The organism is Thermoanaerobaculia bacterium, assembly GCA_035260525.1.
Classification (GTDB): Bacteria; Acidobacteriota; Thermoanaerobaculia; order UBA5066; family DATFVB01; genus DATFVB01.
The window spans coordinates 1-18888 of sequence record DATFVB010000135.1; the positions used below are offsets into that span (position 1 = coordinate 1).

14 protein-coding genes are annotated in these 18888 nt (G+C 70.7%); 2 read left to right on the forward strand and 12 right to left on the reverse strand.

Annotation, left to right across the window (positions count from 1 at the left end; genetic code table 11):
* Positions 1-142 precede the first annotated feature (142 nt).
* From VKH46_06340 to rpmE, 7 genes are all read right to left on the reverse strand, one after another.
* The gene (locus tag VKH46_06340) at positions 143-475 is read right to left on the reverse strand and encodes a histidine triad nucleotide-binding protein (protein ID HKB70446.1); all 333 of its coding nucleotides are present in this window, start codon (positions 473-475) and stop codon (positions 143-145) included.
* Positions 472-1722, reverse strand: a complete 1251-nt coding sequence (gene murA / locus VKH46_06345; protein HKB70447.1) for a UDP-N-acetylglucosamine 1-carboxyvinyltransferase — start codon at positions 1720-1722, stop codon at positions 472-474. Before murA ends, VKH46_06340 begins: the two co-directional genes overlap by 4 nt.
* 9 nt (positions 1723-1731) lie before the next feature.
* Positions 1732-3969, reverse strand: a complete 2238-nt coding sequence (locus tag VKH46_06350; GenBank protein HKB70448.1) for a protein kinase — start codon at positions 3967-3969, stop codon at positions 1732-1734.
* Positions 3970-4198: 229 nt separating this feature from the next.
* Positions 4199-5023: a peptide chain release factor N(5)-glutamine methyltransferase gene (prmC, locus tag VKH46_06355; GenBank protein HKB70449.1), complete on the reverse strand. Its 825-nt coding sequence runs from the start codon at positions 5021-5023 to the stop codon at positions 4199-4201.
* 10 nt (positions 5024-5033) lie between these two features.
* The gene (prfA, locus tag VKH46_06360; GenBank protein ID HKB70450.1) at positions 5034-6113 is read right to left on the reverse strand and encodes a peptide chain release factor 1; all 1080 of its coding nucleotides are present in this window, start codon (positions 6111-6113) and stop codon (positions 5034-5036) included.
* A 62-nt stretch (positions 6114-6175) separates the two neighbouring features.
* Positions 6176-7123 (reverse strand): DUF1385 domain-containing protein, encoded by a 948-nt coding sequence (locus tag VKH46_06365; GenBank protein ID HKB70451.1) that lies wholly within the window; start codon positions 7121-7123, stop codon positions 6176-6178.
* Between the two features lie 13 nt (positions 7124-7136).
* Entirely contained in the window at positions 7137-7340 is a 204-nt protein-coding gene (rpmE, locus tag VKH46_06370) for a 50S ribosomal protein L31 (protein HKB70452.1), read from the reverse strand.
* Between the two features lie 117 nt (positions 7341-7457).
* Between rpmE and VKH46_06375 the strand changes: the two genes are divergently transcribed.
* Positions 7458-9110, forward strand: coding sequence for a SpoIIE family protein phosphatase (locus VKH46_06375; protein HKB70453.1), 1653 nt, complete (start codon positions 7458-7460; stop codon positions 9108-9110).
* Between the two features lie 219 nt (positions 9111-9329).
* On the opposite strand, the gene VKH46_06380 is transcribed toward VKH46_06375, so the two are convergent.
* The 5 genes from VKH46_06380 to VKH46_06400 all read right to left on the reverse strand — a co-directional run bounded on the left by VKH46_06380 (position 9330) and on the right by VKH46_06400 (position 17227).
* Positions 9330-10742: a sigma-54 dependent transcriptional regulator gene (locus tag VKH46_06380; protein HKB70454.1), complete on the reverse strand. Its 1413-nt coding sequence runs from the start codon at positions 10740-10742 to the stop codon at positions 9330-9332.
* A gap of 35 nt (positions 10743-10777) precedes the next feature.
* Complete coding sequence (locus VKH46_06385) at positions 10778-13477, reverse strand: ATP-binding protein (GenBank protein HKB70455.1); 2700 nt, start codon at positions 13475-13477, stop codon at positions 10778-10780.
* Between the two features lie 213 nt (positions 13478-13690).
* Positions 13691-15523 carry a carboxypeptidase-like regulatory domain-containing protein gene (locus VKH46_06390; protein HKB70456.1) on the reverse strand — a complete coding sequence of 611 codons (1833 nt, stop codon included), beginning with the start codon at positions 15521-15523 and terminating at the stop codon, positions 13691-13693.
* Positions 15524-15587: 64 nt separating this feature from the next.
* Entirely contained in the window at positions 15588-16496 is a 909-nt protein-coding gene (locus VKH46_06395) for a proline dehydrogenase family protein (protein HKB70457.1), read from the reverse strand.
* Positions 16493-17227: a double zinc ribbon domain-containing protein gene (locus VKH46_06400; protein ID HKB70458.1), complete on the reverse strand. Its 735-nt coding sequence runs from the start codon at positions 17225-17227 to the stop codon at positions 16493-16495. The genes VKH46_06395 and VKH46_06400 overlap by 4 nt, the downstream gene beginning before the upstream one ends.
* Before the next feature lie 171 nt (positions 17228-17398).
* On the opposite strand from VKH46_06400, the gene VKH46_06405 reads away from it, so the two are divergent.
* Positions 17399-17995, forward strand: coding sequence for a hypothetical protein (locus VKH46_06405; GenBank protein HKB70459.1), 597 nt, complete (start codon positions 17399-17401; stop codon positions 17993-17995).
* Positions 17996-18888: the final 893 nt, after the last annotated feature.

The window sequence follows — 18888 nt, forward strand, 5'->3', positions numbered from 1 at the left end:
TCACTCGAGACAACGCTGAAGCGCGGCCAGACGTGCTGGAAGACGGTTCCGGCCGGCCGGCGGCTAAGGCGTACCGGAGCCGTACGTCGTTCCGACGGCCGGCCCGCCGGAACCGTGTAACGGCGCGTATGGTCCGCGCCGGCTACCCCGGAGGCCAGGAGAGCGTCCGCCCTCCCAGCAGATGCACGTGCAGGTGGAACACCGTCTGCCCCGCGTCCGGGCCGTTGTTGACGACGAGCCGGTAGCTGTCGAGCCCGCGCTCGCGGGCGACGCGCGCGGCCGTCAGGAAGACCCGGCCGACGAGGGCCTCGTCCGACGCGGTGGCGATCGTGTCCACGTGCTCGCGCGGGACGATCAGCACGTGGGTCGGAGCGCGCGGCGCGACGTCTTCGAAGGCGAACGTCGCTTCGTCCTCGAACACCTTCTTCGACGGCACGTCCCCCGCCACGATCCGGCAGAACAGACAGTCGCTCATCGGAACCTCCCGACGCGCGCGCCGAGCGCGTTCAGCTTCTCCTCCATCCGGTCGTAGCCGCGGTCGAGGTGGTAGATGCGGTCGACGATCGTCGTGCCTTCGGCGGCGAGCCCGGCGATCACGAGCGACGCCGACGCGCGGAGATCAGTCGCCATGACGGAAGCGCCGAGGAGCCGCGACGGCCCCTCGACACGCGATCGCCGGCCGTCGACGGAGATGCGGGCTCCCATCCGGGCGAGCTCCGGCACGTGCTGGAAGCGGTTCTCGAAGATGTTCTCGGTGACGGCGGAGGTCCCGTTCGCCTGCGTCGAAAGCGCGAGGAACTGGGCCTGCAGGTCGGTGGGGAAGCCGGGATAGGGAGCCGTCGTCAGCTCGCACGCGCTCAACGCCCCGTTGCCGGTGACCCGGAAGCCGCCGGGCTCCTCCGCGACGAGGACCCCCATCTCCCGGAGCTTCGCCAGCGGCGCCAGGAGCGTGGACGGGTCGGCGCTCTCGAGCCGCACGTCCCCGTGCGTGGCGGCGGCGGCGGCGGCGTAGGTCCCCGCCTCGATCCGGTCGGGAAGGATCGAGTGCTCGGCGCCGTGCAGGCGCTCGACGCCCTCGATCACCATCTCGCTCTCGCCCGCCCCGCCGATCTTCGCGCCCATCTTCACGAGCAGTCGGGCGAGGTCGACGACCTCGGGCTCGCGGGCCGCGTTCTCGAGCCGGGTCGTTCCCTCCGCCAGGACCGCCGCGAGCATCGCGTTCTCCGTTCCCGTCACCGACACCTGGTCGAAGAAGAAATCGGCGCCGCGCAGCCGTCCGGCCCGCGCCTCGACGTCGCCGTGCTCGAGCGAAACCTCCGCGCCGAGCTTTTCGAACGCCGCGATGTGGAGATTGATCGGCCGGACGCCGATCGCGCATCCGCCGGGGAGGGAGGCCTTCGCGTGCCCCGTCCGCGAGAGGAGCGGCCCGAGGACGAGCACCGACGCTCGCATGGTCTTCACGAGGTCGTACGGCGCCTCGGGCGTGTCGATCGACGCGGCTTCGATCACGGCCATCCCGTCCTCGAACTCGACTCGCGCGCCGATGCGCGCGAGGAGCTTCGCCATCGTGCGGAGATCGGCGACTTTCGGCACGTTCCGGAGCCGGACCGGCTCGCGCGTCAGGAGCGCCGCCGCGAAGGCGGGCAGCGCCGCGTTCTTCGCTCCGGAGATGCGCACCGATCCTTCGAGACGCGACGGGCCCTCGATTCGGAACTTGTCCACGGCGCGATTCTACTCCGCGGGCCGCGCTCCCTTCGGGAACCCGACGCGCTTCAACAGCGCGTCGAAGCGAGCGTCGCCGCGGAGCGGATCGACCCTCGGGTTGACGAGCAGGGACACGACCGCGTCCTCCCGCCGCTCGACCGCGCGGCCGAGCGCCGCGAAGGCGGCGTCCCCCTCGCCGGCCGCCGCGTGGACCAGCGCGACCGAGAACGCCGGCGCGTCCAGACCGCGCACGAGCGCCCTCGCTTCGTCCGGTCTGCCGGCGGCGGCGAGCGCCCACGCGAGCGTCGCGATCGCCCGGGGGCGTTCGCCCGACGCCGCAGCGGCGCGGCGGATCTCGGACACGCCTTCCTCGGCCGATCCGCGCAGGACGAGCGTGATTCCGAGGTCGAAGCGCGCGCGGGGGAATTCCGGTTCGCCCGCGAGCATGCTCCGGAAGACTCGCTCCGCGTCGGCATAGTCGCGGCGGCAGTAATGGAAGTAGCCTCGATCCTGGCGAACGACGAGCGACAGCGGGTCGAGGGCGCTCGCGCGCTCGACCTCCTCCCACGCCTCCGCGAAGCGACCCATCGTCAGGAGGAACAGGCCGTACCAATGGTGCGCCGTCGCGTGCGCCGGGTTGTCGGCGAGGGCGAGGCGGAACTCCCGCTCGGCGCCGGGAAAATCCCACGCGAAGCGGTGGAGCACGCTCGCAAGCGAGTTGTGGGCGTCGGCCGAGCTCTCGAGCGCGAGCGCCTTCTCGGCGGCCGCGCGGGAGCGGGGGTACGCGATCTCGGGGGGGAGGTGCCCGTAGCCGCCGAGGAAGACGTACGCGTCGGCGATGCCCGCGTAGGCAAGCGCGAAACCCGGGTCCTGACGGATCGCCTCCTGAAAGAGCGCGAGGGCCTTCTCGAAGCCTTCCTCCGTGCGGCGGTTCCACTCGAACCGGCCGCGGAGGTACCGGTCGTACGCGGCCGACGCGGAGGCGGGGCGTGCGACGGGGGCGCGCGAGCGCGGCCGCGGCCCGAGCCGGGCGGCGATCGCGGCGGCGATCTCTCCTTCGAGCGCGAGCAGGTCGCTCTCGGGGCGGCGGAAGCGCTCGCCCCAGAGCTGCGCGCCGTCCTCGACGTCGACGAGCTCCGCCTGGACGTCGAGCTCCCCGTCGCGCACGGTCACGCGGCCGGTCACGACGGCGGAGACGCCGAGCTCGCGCCCGACGGCGCGGGGATCGGCGGGAGCCGACTTCCACCGGAAGACGGAGCTCCGCGCGATCACCCGCGCCTTCGCCCGGCGCGCGAGCGTGTTGATGAGGTCTTCGGTGAGGCCGTCGGCGAGGTACTCGCGCGCGGCATCGCCGGATCCTTCGACGAACGGCAGGACCGCGAGGGAAGCGATCGAGCTGCGGCGGCGCGCCGGGCGCGCCGTCCGCGCGGCTCCGGCCGCGCTCTCGAGAGCGAATGCCAGGTCGCGCGCGGACTGGAACCGCGCCTCCCGCTCTTTCCGCAGGCAGTGGTCGACGAGCCGGACGAGCTCGGGAGGACACCCGGTCGCCCGCGCGTCGATCGGGGGCGGGTCCTCGGTGAGGATCGCGGCGAGAGTGTCCGCCGGCGTCGGCTTCCGAAACGCGCGGCTGCCGGTGATCATCTCGTAGAGAACGCAGCCGAGGGAGAACAGATCGCTGCGCGCGTCGACCGGCTCGCTCCGGACCTGCTCCGGCGACATGTAGCCGATCGTCCCGACGAGCATGCCCGGCTCCGTGTCGGCCGTCGAGTCGGCCGTGTCCGGTTTGGGCTCGGTGCGCTTGGCGACGCCGAAGTCGAGGACCTTCACGCCCCCCTCCTTCGTGAGGAAGACGTTCTCGGGCTTCACGTCCCGATGCACGATCGCTCTCTCGTGGGCCGCGCCGAGCGCGGCCGCGATCGCGAGAGCGTACTCGCGGATGCGCGGGAGCGGCAGCGGACCGCGGTCGAGGCGGCGCCGGAGCGTCTCCCCCTCGAGCAGCTCGGTGACCGAGTAGGCGAGCCCGTTCTCGACGCCGAAGTCGTGGATCGCGAGGATGTTCGGATGCGACAGGGCGGCGATCGCGCGGGCTTCGCGGGCGAAGCGCGCCGCGGATGCGGGCTCCTTCGCGAGCCGTTCCGGCAGGGCCTTGACGGCGACCTCGCGCTCGAGGCGCGAGTCGCGCGCCCGGTAGACGTCGCCCATCCCGCCGGACGCGAGCGGCGCCAGGATCTCGTAGGGCCCGAGACGTTCGCCCGGACTCAGCATGGCCGCCCCATATCGCGCGCGATCTTACCGGTTTGTCGCCGCGCCGGCTGTCGCCGGTTCGTCCCGCCGACGGTTCAGCGAAGGAGGAAGCTTCCGCGAAGGTGAGCCCCGGCGGAGGCCGATGGACGATGCGGCCGGACACGCCCGAGGCGCGGCGTCTTGCAGTCGAGCCCGCGGCGCTCGCAACCCCGCTGCGGACCCTTTTTTCAGCAATCGGCTGGAAACCTCGTCAGCGCCGCCGGAGCACGCACACGCGGGGGATTCCGGCGAGGTCCGCGGCGAAGCGGCGGATCTCCCAGCCGGCGTCCTCCGCCTCCCGCGCGACGGCGTCCTTCTGGCCGAAACCGATCTCGCAGAGAAATGCCCCGCCGGGAACGAGGACCCGGGGAACCGCCGCGAGGAGGTGCCGGATGTCGGAGAGACCGTCGGCGGCGGAGAAGAGCGCCTCGGGAGGCTCGAACTCCCGCACGGAGGCCGGCAGCGCTCCGCGCTCTTGCGCGGCCACGTACGGGGGATTCGAGACGACGAGGTCGAATCGCCCGGGCCCGATCGCCGCGAGCCAGTCGGACGCCGCGAGCGCGGCCCGCCGTCCGGCGCCGTGCTCGCGCACGTTCTCCCGGGCGAGCGCGAGCGCGGCGAGGGAGCGGTCGATCCCCACGACCACGGCGGCCGGGAACTCGAGCGCGAGCGTGACCGCCAGGATGCCGGAGCCGCACCCGAGGTCGAGGATCCGGCGCGGCGCCGGCGCCTCCCGGCGAGCCTCCTCGACGACGTGCTCCGTCTCGGGCCGCGGGATGAGGGCGCGGGGGTCGACCCGGAACGTCCGGCCGAAGAAGTCCCACTCGCCGATCAGGTACTGCACCGGCTCGCCGCGCCGGTACCGCTCCCAGAGGGCGAGGAAGCGCTCCTCCTCCGCGGCGGCGACGGGCCCTTCCGGGTCGAGGGCTCCGGGAGAGCGGCGGCCGAGGACGTGGGCGAGGAGGATGCGGGCGTCGCGTCGCCCGTCGGGGTCGGCGCCGGCCCGCTCCCGGGTGAGGCTCGCGACGCTCGTCATACCGGGTCCGTCAGGCCCGCGCGAGCTGCTCCCTGAGCTTCTCCGCCCGGAAGTGCCGGGTGAGCGGCTCCACGAGCTCGTCGAGCCGGCCGTCGAGGATCTCCTGGAGCCGGTGCGACGTCACCCCGATGCGGTGGTCCGTCACGCGCGACTGCGGAAAGTTGTAGGTGCGGATCTTCTCGGAGCGGTCGCCGCTCCCGACCATTTTCTTGCGCTCGGCGGCGATCGACCCCTGCTGCTTCTCCTGCTCGGCCTCGAGGAGGCGCGCCTTGAGCACGCGCAGCGCCTTCGCCTTGTTCTTGATCTGCGAGCGTTCGTCCTGGCACTGCACGACGATGCCCGTCGGGAGGTGGGTCAGCCGGACCGCCGAGTACGTCGTGTTCACTCCCTGCCCGCCCGGGCCCGACGCGCAGAACCGGTCGACGCGGAGGTCCTTCTCGTGCACCTCGACGTCGACGTCCTCCGCCTCCGGCATGACCGCGACGGTCGCGGCCGAGGTGTGGATGCGGCCCGACGCTTCCGTCTGCGGCACGCGCTGGACGCGATGGACGCCCCCTTCGTACTTGAGGCGCGAGTACGCTCCCTCTCCCTCGACGATGGCCGTCGCGGACTTGACGCCCCGCAGCCCCGTCTCCTCGAGGTCGATGACCTCGAATTTCCAGCCGCGGCCCTCCGCGTAGCGCTGGTACATCCGGAGCAGGTCGGCGGCGAAGAGGGAGGCTTCCTCTCCGCCGGTGCCGCCGCGGATTTCGAGGATGACGTTCTTCGCGTCGTTCGGATCGCGCGGCACGAGAAGGAGCCGAAGCTCCTCCTCGAGGGCGGCGAGCTTCCCGCGCAGCTCCTCGGCCTCCGCCGCCGCCATCGCGTGCAGCTCGTCGCCGGCGGGGAGCGAGGCCATCATCTGGCGGGCGCCCTCGAGGTCCGCGGCGGCCTTCCGGTACGCGCGGTACTTCTCGACGATCGGCTCGAACTCGGAGAGCGCCTTCTGCGCCTGTCGCACGGCCGAATAGTCCTGCGCGACGTTCGGGTCCTCGAGGCGGCGCTGGATCGCCGCGTACTGATTTTCGATTTCCTGGAGCTTTTCGATCATGAGCGTTCTCCTCGTTCCGGGTTCCGGGGCGGGCGCGCGCGCCCGAAGATCGGGAGGAGCCGCTACAAAACGGCGGCGAGCGCCCCGTCGGCGGAGTCGAAGAGGAGCGCCTCGCGGAGCGCGGTCAGGGCGATCTCGATCTGGGAGTCGTCCGGCTCGCGCGTCGTGATCTTCTGGAGCAGGAGTCCCGGCGCGATCAGGAGCCTCAGGACGGGATGGTCGACGTGCTTCGACGAGAATCGGATCGTCTCGTAGGCGAGCCCCGCGATCACAGGGATCAGGACGAGCCGCGAGGCGAGCTTGGCCGCGAGCGGCGCCGACGCCGGGACGAACGCGAAGAGCGCGACCGAAAGCGCGAGCACGAAGAGGAGGAAGGACGTTCCGCATCGGGGATGGAGCCGCGACTTGCCGCGGGCGTTCTCGACGGTCAGGTCTTCGCCCGCCTCGAACGTGTACACGACCTTGTGCTCGGCCCCGTGGTATTCGAAGACCCGCTGGATGTCGCGCATGCGCGAGATCGCGAGGAGATACCCGAAGAACAGGACGACGCGGATGCCGCCGTCGAGCGCGTTGAAGGCGAACGTCCCCATTCCCGGCGCGAGGTGTCCCTTCACGAGGTTCGTCAGCAGCAGGGGGAGAAAGAGGAAGAGCCCGACCCCGAAGAGCACCGCGACCGCCATCGCCCCGGCGATCGCCGCCGACGTCGCCTTGTCGCTCGAGCCGTCCGGCCGTTCGGCCTCGGCGGTCGCGTGGTGCGCGGCGAACGAGAGCGCCCGAAATCCGAGGAAGAGCGACTGCAGGAGCACGGCGGAGCCGCGGAGCACGGGCAGCTTGAGGAGCGCAACGCGCGCGGCGGGGGACGCGACCCGGTCGCGGTCCACGGCCACGGTCCCGTCGGGGCGCCGTACCGCGACGGCGAAGCCGCTGGCGGACCGCATCATCACGCCGTCGAGCACTGCCTGTCCGCCGACGAGCATGTCGGGATTGAGCGCGTAGGCGTCGGAGGACACCGCCGGCCTCCCGTCAGGCCCGTTTCTGATAGCGCTTCTGGAACCGCTCGACGCGCCCCGCGGAGTCGACGAGCTTCTGCTTGCCCGTGAAGAACGGGTGGCACTTGCTGCAGATCTCGAGCCGGAGCTCCTTCTTGGTCGAGCGGGTCGTGAAGGTCTCGCCGCACGCGCAGTGGACGAGAACTTCCTGATATTCGGGATGGATGTTCTTTTTCATCTTCTTTCTCTTCCGTTCAAGCCGAAACGCGTATTGTAAACAAAAATTCCCGTCCGCTCAAGCGTTTCCGAAACTCCCCGCCGCTCGGACGGGCGCGGTCACGTTAGAATGGGAGCGATGTTCACGCTCAAGATCGAGGTCCCCGGGGAAGAGCCTCGCCGAATTCCCCTCGACAAGCCCGTGATCACGATCGGGCGCTCCTCCTTCAACGACGTCGTCCTGGGGGACAAGAGCCTGTCGCGGCGGCACGCCCGCATCCTCAAGGACGGCGACGGGCTCTCGGTCGAGGACCTCGATTCCCGGAACGGCACGTTCTTCAACGGCGAGCGCCTCACCTCCGTCCGCCCGCTCGGCGAGGGCGACCGGATCACGATCGGCGCGTGCACGCTCACCGTCTCGCGGAGCTCGACCACGCAGGTTCAGATCGACCCCGCCCAGCGGTTCGATCCGCACGACTCCACGGTCTTCCGCGCGGAGGCTTCGCTGCTCCGCGTCCAGCCGCACTACACAGACCCGAACCTCCCGGCCACGCAGCTCGCCAAGCTCGTCGAGTCGATGCGCGTCGTCAACGAGATGACGCTCGAGCTCATCCGCGACGTCCCGATCGGCGACATGCTCAATTTTTTGATGGAAAAGGTGTTCGAGTGCCTCAAACCCGACCGCGGCGTCGTGCTCCTGAAGCGCGGCGACGTTCTGGAGACCGCGCTCGCGCGGACGGCGGACGGGGTCGGCGGAGACGAGATCCGCCTGTCGCAGACGCTCGTGTCGACGGTCGTCGAGAAACGACAGGGTCTCCTGGTGATGGACGCCGGCCAGATGGACGGCGTCGCGATGGCGCAGTCGATCCGCATCTCCGGAATCAAGTCGATCCTCGCCGCCCCGCTGGAGAACGCGGGGAACGTCGTCGGCCTGATTTACGTCGACAGCCGCCTCGGCAAGAAGACCTACACGGAAGACGACCTGCGGCTGCTGACCTCGCTCGCCAACGTCGCCGCCGCGAAGATCCAGAACGCCGCGCTGACGCTCGAGGCCGCCGAGAAACGGCGGATGGAGCGCGACTTCTACCTCGCCCGCGAGATCCAGCAGAAGCTCCTCCCGGACGAGGCTCCGGAGTATCCCGGCTACGAGCTCCTCGGCGCGAACATCCCGTCGAAGGAGGTCTCGGGCGACTACTACGATTTCCGGCAGCGGCCGGACGGGAAGCTCTACGCCGTCATCGCGGACGTCTGCGGCAAGGGGGTCGGCCCCGCCCTCCTGATGGCCTGGCTCCAGGCGACGTTCTCGGCGTGGGCCGACGAGTCCATGCCGCTCGCGACCATGGTCACTCGGATCTCGGAGCGGCTCGCCGCCCGCACCGCCGAAGGTCGCTTCATCACGGCCTTCTTTCTCCTGATCGACCGGGAGAAGGGAGAGGTCGAGTACGTGAACGCGGGGCACAATCCGCCGCTCTGGGTGAAATCGGCGGGCGAGATCCAGTTCCTCCCGACCCACGGCCGGCCCCTCGCGCTCTTTCCGCAGCCGTACAAGTCGACGACGATCGGGCTCTCTCCGGGAGACCTGCTGCTCCTCTACACCGACGGCGTCACCGAGGCGAACAACCCGAAGGAGGAGGAGTACGGCGTCGAGAGGCTCTCGACCTTCGCCACGGCCAAGCGGGGAGACCCGCTCGAGGCGATCGGCACGGCGCTCTTCCGCGATCTGGACCAGTTCGCCGAGGACGTGCCGTTCGGGGACGATCGGACTCTGGTCCTCGTCCGCCGGAAAAGCTAGCGCGGCGATGCATCGAGCCGGGCGGGCGCGAAGCCCCGGCCGGCCGCTCGACGTACGGCTGTCGGTACGCCTTCACGGCCGGCCGTGTCTCCGCATCCCGCCGGGCTCGCGCCTCGCCGCGCCTTCGACTTTTCGAAACCGAGATTCGTCTTCGCCCAGCGAAGATAGCGTTTGGTCCGCTGAAGCTGCCGGAAGAAGGCCGAACGCCGGCGACGCCGCCTACTTCGCGGCGGGAACGGGGGAGTCGTCCACCGGCTCCGGCGCGGCGGATTCCCGCGAGGACAGCCCGAGACGCTTGATGATCTCGTGGAGCGTCGTCGGACGGGTCTTCAGGAGCTCGGCCGCCTTCTTCTGCACCCCCCCGGCGCGCTTCAACGCCGAAACGACGAGCCGGCGCTCGAAGTTCTCGACGGCTTCGCGGTACGACAGCCCTTCGGCGGGGATCGACACCGCCGACGGCTCGTCCGCCGCGAACACCGATTCCGGCAGCAGGTCGGTCGTGATCCCGCCGCCGCCGCTCAGGACGACCGACCGCTCGATCGCGTTCTCGAGCTCGCGCACGTTTCCGGGCCACTGGTGCTGGAACAGCGCCTTCATCGCGTCCGGCTCGATCGACTGGACCTTCTTGCCGTTCTCCGCCGCGTAGTACCGGAGGAAGTGTTCGGCGAGCAGCGGCAGGTCTTCCTTCCGGTCGCGCAGAGGCGGGAGCGTGATGCGGATCACGCAGAGGCGGTAGTAGAGGTCCTCGCGGAACCTTCCCTGGCTCACGAGATGCTTCAAGTCCACGTTCGTCGCGGCGAGTATCCGGACGTCCGCCTTCTGGGTGTCGGTCGCGCCGAGGCGCATGAATTCCCGCTCCTGGATCACGCGGAGGAGCTTGGCCTGCGTCTCGAGCGAGATCGTCCCGATCTCGTCGAAGAACAGCGTGCCGCCGTCGGCGACCTCGAACAGGCCCTTCTTGTGCGCGATCGCGCCGGTGAAGGCGCCGCGGACGTGGCCGAAGAGGTTCGATTCCAGCAGGTCGGCCGGCATCGACCCGGAGTTGACCGTCACGAACGCGCTCGACGCGCGGGGCGAGAGATGGTGGATCGCCTTCGCGACGAGCTCCTTGCCGGTCCCCGACTCGCCTTCGATCAGGATCGTCGACTTCGAGGGCGCGGCCATCCGGACGAGCTCGAACACGCGCTGCATCGGCGGCGATTTCCCCACGATTCGGTCGAGGCCGCGCCGCTGGAAGAGCTCGTCCCGGAGCCTCCGGTTCTCCTCGGCGAGACGGCGCTGTTCGCCCCCCTTCCGGACCGTGAGAACGACCTCCTCGTTCTGGAACGGCTTCGGGATGTAGTGGAAGGCCCCCTCGCGCATCGCGGCGATCGCGCTCTCGATCGACGAGTACGCGGTGACGACCACGACGACCGCCTCCGGGTCGCGGCGCTTGATCTCCCGCAGGACGTCCATCCCCGGCCGGTCCGGGAGCATCAGGTCGAGGAGAATGACGTCGAAGGACTCCTCTTCGGCGGCGGCGAGCGCGGCGGCGGCCGTCGCCGCCTCGCGGACCCGGTGTCCCTCCCGCGCCAGCAGCGAGGAGAGGACGTCGCGGATGACCTCTTCGTCGTCGACGACCAGGACGTTCATCGGCTCATTCTAACCGGGGCGTCCCCCGCGCGCCCTCACGCCCGTGGAAGGAAGACCGTCGCGACGGCGCCCCCGCCTTCGCGCGGCGCGAGGCGGATCTCGCCGCCGTGCCGCTCGACGATCTCCCGCGCGATCGTGAGGCCGAGACCGGTCCCTCCCGACTGGCGCGTCGTGAAGAACGGCTCGAAGGCGCGCCGCGCTTCCTCCTCCGTCAGGCCCTTCCCCCGGTCGGCGATCTCGGTCCTCCAGCGCTCCGGCTCCGCCGCGACGCTCACCTCGACGGTCCCGCCGTCCGGCGACGCGTCGCGCCCGTTGATGAGGAGGTTGACGAACACCTGCTCGAGCTCGCGGGCGTCGCCGCGGGACGGCAGGGGAGAGCCGATTCCGCGGACCTCGACCCGCACCGCGCGGGCGGCGAACGCCGGCTCCGAGGACTCGATCGCGTCGTGCAGGACGCGGGCGAGGTCGACCGCGTCGTGGGTCCCGTGGCGTCCGCGCGCGAACTCGAGGAGGTTTCCGACGAGCCGGGAGGCGCGGAAGGTCTGGCGCTCCATCTTCTTCAAGATCGCGTAGCGGGGATCGGCGTGGTCGGTGTCGGCGAGCAGCATCTGGGCGTACGAGGAGATGCCGGCGAGCGGCGTGTTGACCTCGTGCGCCACTCCCGCCGCCAGCACGCCGAGCGAGGCGAGGCGTTCCTTCTCGGAGAGCCCCTTCTCGAGCGCGATCCGTTCGGTGATGTCGTCGAAGATGACGACGCGAGAGGTCGCGGAGCCGCGCAGCGGCGACGCGGAGATGCGGTAGATCCGCGCCTCGCCGCGCCGGTTCGCCGTCTGCACGTCGAACGAACGCTCGGCAGTCCCCCCGTCGAGCTCTCCGGCCGGAATCTCCGGAAGGATCTCGGCGAGCGGCCGCCCGACCAGGTCCTTCTCGGCGGCTTCGATCAGCTTCTCGAAGGCGGGGTTGACCGAGACGAGCCGTCCGCCCGCGTCGAGCACGACGATCCCGGCCGAGGAGGACCGGATCACCCCCTCCTGGAATTCCTGGAGGCCGCGGATCTCGTCCATGCGGCGCTCGAGCGCGCGATAGAGCTCGGAGTTCTCGACGGCGAGAGAGGCCTGCGCGAGGACGGTCGCCAGCAGGGCGTGGTCTTCGCTCGACAGCGGGACCTTCCCTTCCTTCGTTCCGACCGCGAGGGCGCCGACGACCCGCCCTCCCGACTTCAGCGCCAGCAGATGGCGATAGCCGTCGTCGTGGAGGCGGAGGAACGTCAGGTCTTCGCCCGACGGGAACGTGACCGAACGGATCCGAATGGAATCGGCGGCGGAAAGCTTCTCGAGGAGCGCCTCGCCCGAGATCCCGGGCGGAAGCGGGCGGTCGAACAGGAAGAGCCGGCACGGCGAGACCTTGAGCGCCTCGGAGACGGCCGACGCGAGCGCTTCGGCCAGCAGCGCGGTGTCGCGAACTCCGCGCCATTCGCGCGAGAAGTCGAGGAGCGCGCGCCGGGCGCGGTAGGTCTCCCCGTACTGGATCCGCTCGATCGCGTTGGAGAACCGGCGCTTGACCGGAACGAGCAGGGAGGCGAGGAAGAGGCCCGACCCGAACGCGAGGAGGTTTTTCGCTTCCGAGGCGAAGCCGACGAGCACGCGGTTCAGGAGCGTGTTGACGACGACGAACGACGCGGCGCCGAGGAAGACCGCCGCGGTCGTGGCGACCGCCTCCCGCGCGAAGATGTCGACGTCCCAGAGACGCCAGCGCCAGAGCGCATACGCGAAGCCGAGCGGCACGAAGACGAGCGGCACGACGCCCGCGCACGCCGCCCAGGTGCTCGACAGCCCGAACGCCCGCGGGATCACGTAGAGCAGCAGGAACGGCGAGAGGCCGAACGTCGTGCCGAGCGCGATCCAGCGCGCCTGTCGCTGCGACGAAGCGTCGGCCCGGTTGCGCGCCGCGTTGACGATGCGCACGATGGCGGCGGCCGTGTACGCGGCGAAGTAGAAGAGCCAGAATCGCTCGAGGAGCTCGACCCAGAACGAAAGGCGCGGCGCGGAGACGGCTCCCGGCACCGAGAGCGCGATCTGCCCGCCGAGATAGAGCGCCGGGAGCAGGTAGATCGCGGCCGCCCGTCGTCGGGCCGGACGCGGGAACACGAGGAAGAAGTGCAGGAGGAGCGCCGGAGCGAGAGCGCGGTAGAAATCCTCCGCCAGCCAGATCGTCTTCCAGATTCCGTCGACGGGGCCCGACGGGGTCAGGACGTCGATCGCGAACGAGCTCACGCAGAAGAGCGTGAAAAGCGCGGTCGCCGTCGTCCGCTCGCGGCCGAGTGTGACGAGACCGATCAGAAGGTAGAGGATCCCGACGAACGCGAGGAAGAGGTACGGGAGGTCGATGCGCGGCGCCGGCGCGCCGGTGGCCGCTTCGGCGACTTCGTTGCCGCGGACGACGGCGAGCGCGTGGGGGAACGGAGGCCTCGAGAGCGTGCCCAGCGGGTCGGCGAGGCCGGCGACGGGCTGCCCGTCGACGAGGACGATCCGGTCTCCGGCGCGGAGCGTCGACGCCGTCGATTCCGGATCCGGCGGCGTGATCACCTCGATCTCGCCGCGTCCCGCCCGCGCGTTCATTTCGATCCGCGAAAACGACTCGATCTTGCGCTGGAACGAAAGGAACGCGACGGCGAGAGCGCCTCCGAGAAAAAGGAGGAAACCCGCTCCCAGGAGCAATTTCCTCAGCTCTCGCATTCGGCGAGACCATTCAGCAACGCGGGTGCCATCGGTCCGACGATTCGGATCGCGGCAAGTCGCGTGTTTTTAAACGATTGACGACGGGGCGTTCCGGGGTTCAATCGGTTTCATTCAACCGTTCGGATGACATCCAAAACTTTGGAAGTCTTTTCCCCTGCGAAAGTTCTGATTTGGGTCGGATCCTCCGGGGCGGGGCGCCCCGCGCAAGGGTCAGAACGAGACCGAAAGGCCGCCCATCAAGCGATGCTTCAGCAGCGCGGTCTCCTCGACGGCCGGATCGGCCAGCGGCGTGGCGTCCGTCTCGTAGGCGACGATCAGCCGCCAGGCCGAGCCGAACGGGTCGAAGCCGAGGACGGTGAGGTCCTGGCCGACCGAAACGCGGAACATCTCGGAGTAGTTCTCGGCGCGCGACGCGTCGCCCTGCAGGACCTGCCGGACCCGGCGAAGGGCGCACGATACATCGGTGCGCGTGGGACGCAGCGTGACCGAGGCGGTGCCCGCATAGTAGCTCCCGTCGCTCGACGCGAGCGCGAACGCCTGCCGGGAGGAGTCGGCGAGGCGCCCCGAGATCCACCCGGTCTCGGCCGTGACCGCTCCGTCGAAGAGGTCCGAAAGTCGCGCGGACGCCGATCCGGAAAGCTTTTCGAGCCGGTTCCCATCGAAGAGATAGATGCTGCCGACGTCCAGCAGCAGATCGCCGTCGAAGTAGAGGCGGAGCGGCTCGGCGATGTCGGAGGCGCTCGCGCGGAGCTCGAGCGTGCCGTCGCGCCCCGACCCGACGGTGAGGGCCGCCGAGGCGTCGGAGGAGACGGCCGTCTGCCACTCGTCGCCGGAGACGACGCGCGGCGCCGACGCCGCGAGCACTCCGGCGGGGGAGGAGGACACGCCGCGCGCGGCGGAGATCACGAGCGACGCGTCGCTTCCGAGCCGCAGCCGGACGAGGCCGCCGGGAGAGACGACCGACCCGGCCGATCCGGCCCGGGCGCTCACGCGGGCGCCCACGGAAACAGGTCCGCCGACCGAGCGCTCCGCGGCGGCCGAAAGGCCGGCGTCGAGCAGAGACCCGCGGCGCGGGTCTCCCGGATCGACGGAGTCGGAGAGCGCGCGGCGGTACACCTGGAGCGTCACCGCCGCGCGGCTTTCCTCGGTTTCCCGCGACCACCGGCCGCGGATCTCGTCCTGCCGCGTCGCCGCCGGGAGCCGCTCCGCGGCGACCGACGTCGCCCGGTCGAACCCGTCGTCCGAGCGCCGCGACACCGACCATTCCATGCGTCCCGCCGTCTCGAACTCGTGGTCGAATCGCACCGCTTCCCGCTGGAGCGAGGCCGGCACGCCGTCGGGCGACGCGAAGTTGCGTCCCGCGTAGGTCAGCGCGAGGCCGGTGTCGGGGGAAGCCGCGATCAGGAGAACGCCGTCGCGGGCGGTTCCCTCCGCGAGGCGCGAAACGTCATGGTCGGGAGTCAGCGACGCGTACGAGCCGCGGAAGGAGTACTGCAGCGCGCCGGGCAGGCTGCCGAAGAGGTTCGCTTCGGTCCGCGAGAACCCCCCGCCCGAGCCCGCGACGTTCGTGCGGTTCGAGACGTCGCCGTTGACGACCCGCGCCAGGCGGATCTGTTCCGCCGCGGTCGCTCGGTAGGGCTCGGCCGCCGATTCGGACGTGATCTCGCGGAGGACGTCGGCGGGAAGCCGGTCGCGCCAGGACCACACGTCGACTTCGCTCTTGCCGAGCGCCGGGGCCTTCGCCGGGACGAGGTCGATCGCGATCGTCGAGACCGCGGGCGTCGACTGATGCCACAGCCGGATCAGGGACGGATAGAAGCCGGTCTTGTAGGCGATGACGTCGTAGACTCCGGCGGGCACGGACTCGACCTGGAACGACCCGTCCGGCTGGGTGCGCGCGCGGTTCAAGCGCGCGTCCGACACGCCATAGACGAAGACGAGCGCTCCGGGGATGGGGACCTGGAGATGCTTGACGATTCCGGCCACGGGGGCGGCCTCTCCCGAGGCGGCGGACGCCGCGGCGAGCGACAAAACCAAGATCAAGCCGGACCCGCGTACTCGGCTCATATCGATCCAGCGAGGAGCGTATACCGGACCCAAAGGGAAGTCAAAAGCCGCCCTCCCGCCGGAACATCCCCGCGATCACGTGGCGGACGATCGCCGGATTTTCCTTGAGCCGGCGCAAAGAGTAGCCTTTCCAGGAAGTTCCGAACGGGACGTAGACCCTCAGGCGGTGCCCCTGCCGGAGGATGAGGCGCCGGAGGCCGACGGCGACCCCCATCAGCATCTGGAACTCGTAGTCCTCCCGGCGGGCGCCGTGCCGTTCGATCGAATGGAGCGCCTCGAGAACCATCGCCTCGTCGTGGGTGGCGATCCCGACCGGGAGTCGGGCCTCGAGCATCCGGTCGGCGGCATAGGCGTAGCTGCGGCGGATGAGGTCCGGATCTCGGAAGGCGATCTCCCGAGGCTCGACGTAGATACCCTTGCAGATCCGGACGCTCCACCGTTCGGCGATCGCGCGCGCGACATCCGCCTGGGTCCGCCGGAGATAGGCCTGCAGGACGATTCCCACGTTGTCGAACTCCGGGCGGGCCCGGCGGAAGAGATCGAGCGTCGCCTGGGTGACCGACGAGTCCTCCATGTCGATCCGGACGAAGTTGCCGCGCCGGCGGGCGTCCGCCGCGACCTCGCGGAAGTTCTCCCAGGCGAGCTCCGGGTCGAACTTCAGCCCCATCGCGGAGAGCTTGACGGAGATGTTCGAGTCGAGCTGACGCTCGGCGATCCCGGCGAGCGCCCGCTGATATTCCTCGACGAAGAACCGCGTCTCTTTGCGCCGCGTGACGTCCTCGCCGAGGACGTCGAGCGTCGCCGACGCTCCTTCCCGATTGAGCCGCGACACGGCGTCGAGCGCGTCGGCGAGGGTCTCGCCGGCGACGTAGCGCGAAGCGACCTTGCGGATGACCGGCGACGGCACGAAAGGAAGGCTCGCCGCGACGGCGCGGTCGAAGAGACTCACGGGACCTCCGGCAGGGCGCGCGCGAACGCGACGGCGTCGACGCGCGGCGCGCCGCGCCTCTTCAGGGCGCGGGCACAGGCGGAGAGCGTCGCCCCGGACGTGGCGACGTCGTCGACGAGGAGCACCGGCGCCGGGGTGGATCCCGCGCGGAACGCGCCGCGGACGTTCTCGGCGCGCCGCGAGAGCGGGAGGCCCGCCTGGCGCTCCGTCTCGCGCGTCTTGACGATCAGGCGCGGGGCGAGCCCCCGTCCGGTCGCGCGCGCGAGCTCGGCGGCGAGCTCCGCGGCGGGGAAGAACCCGCGGCCGCGGCGCTCGCGGCGGGTCGACGGCACCGGCGCGATCACGGCGTCGGCGGGCGCTGCGGCCGCCGCCCCGGCCATGAATCCGGCGAGCGCGGGAGCGAGATAGTCGACCCCGGCGTACTTGAACGCCTTGAGCACTTCTCCGGCGGCTCCCGCGTAAACGGCGGGACACCGGAGGGAATCGTAGTCGGGCGGATCGGCGAGGCAGCGGCCGCAGCGCGGCGGCTCCAGCTCGTCGGCGCCGGCCGCGGCGATCGGCAGGTCGCAGATCGCGCACCGGATACCGGCCGGGCGCGGAAGGGAGCCCCAGCATGCCGCGCAGATCCCCCCTTCGCGGGCGCGGCTGCGTCCGGAGCCGCACGCCCAGCAGGCGGGAGGGAAAACGAACTGCGAGAAGCGCTCGAGAACGGGTCGGACGGCGGCGATCACGCGTCCTCTCCGGGGCGTGCCGCGCGATGCGCCTCACTCATCGGGCGGGATTCTATCCGAGTCCCCCTCCCGCCGTTGCGCGACGCCTTCGCGCCGCGCGCCGTATACCGGCAGTCGCCGTTGATTCTCCTCCCGCGCGGAGGTTAGAGTCGTCGCGTCAAAGGAGGCCGCGTGCGAATTCTCCGGATCGCGCCCCTGTTCTTCGTGGCAATCGTGCTCTCGTCCGGCGCCGCGCGCGCCCAGGCGTCCGTGTTCGGCGTCGGCGCGTCGGGAGGCCTCGTCGACTCCGCCGAGCGGAACTTCCGTTTCAGCGAATTCGACCGGAGCGACGTCAACCTGTGGCTCCAGTACGCGGTCGAGGAACAGGTGGTCCTGCGCGGGACCGTCGGGCGGATGAACGTCGCCGCGCACAACGCCGGCCAGAGCGTCGGCAGCGGTGACACGGCGGTCGTCGGCCCGGAGGACCTGCGCGACCGAATCGACTACGGCCTGCTGTCGACGTCGTACGATTTCGTCGAGTCCGCCTGGACGTCGGGCCTCTTCGGGGGCGTCGGGATCTACCGGATTCGGCCGGGTGTTCCCGCCGGGGACCTCGCGGTCGCCGCCGACAAGGACGAGACCGTCTGGGGGCTTCACGCGGGGGTCGACGCACAGCTCACGGTCTGGCGCACGCTCGCGGTCGTCGGACGGATCACGGCGCACTTCCCGCAGACGAAGCCGCATCGGACGCTGATCACCGCCGACGCCGGCCTCAGTTACCGGTTCTAGGAGCGGGCGCGGCGTTGCATCGAGCCGGCCGGGCGCGTGCCACCGGCCGTCGCCACGACGTACGCTCGTCGGTACGCCTTGGGCGCCGGCCGGCGACCCGCATCCCGGCGGGCTCGCGCCTCGCCGCGCCTCGTCGTGGCGTCAACTCACATCGATGGTCCCGTGATCTTCTGGCGGGCAGGCGCGGCGATGCATCGAGCCGGCCGGGCGTGTGCCGCCGGCCGTCCGACGTACGCTTCCGTACGCCTTAGCGGCCGGCCGGCGGCTCGCATCCCGGCGGGCTCACGCCTCGACGCGCCTCGTCGTGGCGTCAACTGACATCGATGGTCCCGTGATCTTCTGGTGGGCGGGCGCGGCGTTGCATCGAGCCGGCCGGGCGTGTGCCGCCGGCGGTCGCCACGACGTTCGCTCGTCGGTACGCCTTAGGCGCCGGCCGGCGGCCCGCATCCCGTCGGGCTCGCGCCTCGCCGCGCCTCGGCGGCGCCGCAACTGAGAACCGTCCTTCCGTCCCGGCATTGAGCGAGCGCGGACGATACGCGCCGGATATCCAGCGGACGACGCGTCACCGTCGGACGCGTTGGATCGCCGAGCACGCGAGTGCGACGGCACACAGTGCGTCCCGCCCGCGCCGCCGCCGCCGTACGGCTCTTTTTGTCATTCCCGCGAATGCGGAAATCCACGGGAATCTGGGGCCCCGCTCTCCGCTCGCCAGAGCGACGACGGACCGGGCTCGCGTCTTGCCGCGCCTGGAGACGGTCGCGATGGCAGAGCCCGTGCGACGATGGTTGACGACGCAGGCGATCGGAGCCCACGGGCTCTTCGCATCGCGGAAAGCTTTCGGCCGAAGGGTATCCAGCGCCGAGCGCGCCGATCGCCGCGCACGCCAGTGCGCG